This window comes from Streptomyces sp. BK79 (assembly GCF_044142145.1).
Taxonomy (GTDB): Bacteria; Actinomycetota; Actinomycetes; order Streptomycetales; family Streptomycetaceae; genus Streptomyces.
The window spans coordinates 1-1,871 of the sequence record NZ_JBHVOC010000070.1 but is presented as its reverse complement, the minus strand read 5'-3'; the positions used below and the strand labels follow the sequence as shown (position 1 = coordinate 1,871).

Sequence of the window (1,871 nt, the reverse complement as noted above, 5' to 3'; positions counted from 1 at the left end):
ACGCGGCCGGCACCGTCAGGCTGGAAAAGGCTCACTGTGCCACCTCCCGGTTCTGCCAGGTGAGGGGCGGGACACACGGGGCGGGCGAGGGTACCTACAGCAGGACGCCGCCGGACACTTCGAGGCGCTGGGCGGTGACCCATCGCAGGTCCTCGGAGGCGAGCGCGGCGATGGCGTCGCCGATCTCGTGCGGTTCGCCGACACGGCCGAGCGCGGTCTGCGCGCTCAGGCCCTCACGCATCTGCGCGTCGTCCCGCATGGCGCCGCCGTTGAAGTCGGTGGCGGTCGGCCCCGGCGCGATGGCGTTGACGCGGATCTTGCGTGCCCCCAGCTCCACGGCCAATGTCCGGCTGAGGGCCTCGACCGCCGCCTTGGAGGCCGAATAGACCGAGGTGCCGGCACTGGTGTGGCGGCTGAGAGAGGAGGAGACGTTGATGATCCGCCCCCCGTCGACCAGCACGGGTGCAAGCGCCTGGATGAGAAAGAACGTGCCGCGCACATTGGTGTCCATCACCGCGTCGTAGTCGTCGGCCGTGACCGCTTCGAGTGGTCCGAACAGCCCGACCCCAGCGTTGTTGACCAGGACGTCCAGCCGGGTCGCGTCCCAGCGCTCCAACTGCGCGGCCAGGTGGGAGACGAAGGCGGGAAAGGAAGCCACGTCGCTGATGTCCAGCTGCAGTGCGGCGGCCGTGGCGCCGATTTCCTGGACGTTCTTGACCGTCTCCTCGGCCTCCTGAGCGTCGCCGCGGTAGGTGACGATGACGCGCAGCCCGTGCCGGGCCAGCGACTGGGCCGTGGCTCGGCCCAGCCCGCGATTGCCGCCGGTCACCAATGCGATCTTGCCTGTCTCCATGAGTGCTTCTCCATGCGAGAACGGAAGGACGCCGACGGGAGTGCTCCCGTCGACCGAATGCGAGTCGTGCGACTCGCCTCCCTTTCACGTAAACATCTGCGCAGTGGCGAGTCAAGTGACTCGCCTCGGGATGGGTCATACTGGGCCCATGACCGCAGGACTCTCCGCGCACCATCAGCGACTCGCTCAGCGCAAGCGCGAGGCGATCACCGCAGCGGCCACGAGGCTGTTCCTGGAACGGGGCTATGACGGGACCTCGCTGGCGAAGATCGCGCAGGAAGCAGTCGTCTCGAAGTCGACGCTGTTCAAGCAGTTCCCCACCAAGGCGGCGCTCTTCGAAGCGATCGTCACCGAGTACTGGAAGGGTGGTCCGGACCCGGCGGCGCCTGCGACGCAGCCCGGTGACCTGCGCGCCGGCCTGAGCGCGATCGGCCGCCAGTACGCCGACCTGATCGGCCGGCCCGCGATGGCGGCCCTCTTCCGCATCGTCATCGCCGAACTGCCGCGCTTCCCGGAACTGGGACGGGCTCAGTTCGAGCTGGGCAAGCTGCCCTACTTCATCTCCGTCCAGCACTACCTGGAGGCCCAGCACGCCGCGGGCAACGCGGTGGTACCCGACGCGGAGAGCGCCACCAACCAGTTCCTCGGAATGATCGCCAACTACGTCCTGTGGCCGCGGATGCTGCTCGCCGACTGGAGCCCTGCACCTGCCGACGTCGGCCACGCCGTCGACGAGGCGGTCACGACGATGCTCGCCCGCTACGGCCGCAGCACCGCCGACCCGCAGCACTCCTGAGGACTCCGGCGCCACCTTCCGGGGGTGGGGCGTGTGGAGTTGCCGGCCAGGGCCGAGGCGGCCTGTAGGCGTGATGCACGGTGACGGGGCCCCCGGCGGCGGCCGTGCCGCCGCCGGGAATGTAGACGGTGTCCCCGATCGTCACCTCGGCGGTGCCGTGGCGCGGCACGGGCATGGGGGCCAGACACTGAGCCTCTTCCAGCCTGACGGTGCTGGCCGCGC

At 69.6% G+C, this 1,871-nt stretch carries 2 protein-coding genes; one reads left to right on the top strand and one right to left on the bottom strand.

What is annotated here, in order from left to right:
* Positions 1–94 precede the first annotated feature (94 nt).
* On the bottom strand, positions 95–853 hold the full coding sequence (locus ACFIF2_RS35790; RefSeq protein WP_395577469.1) for an SDR family NAD(P)-dependent oxidoreductase: 759 nt from the start codon (positions 851–853) through the stop codon (positions 95–97).
* A 148-nt stretch (positions 854–1,001) separates the two neighbouring features.
* Between ACFIF2_RS35790 and ACFIF2_RS35785 the strand changes: the two genes are divergently transcribed.
* Positions 1,002–1,649 (top strand): TetR/AcrR family transcriptional regulator, encoded by a 648-nt coding sequence (locus ACFIF2_RS35785; protein WP_395577468.1) that lies wholly within the window; start codon positions 1,002–1,004, stop codon positions 1,647–1,649.
* Positions 1,650–1,871: the final 222 nt, after the last annotated feature.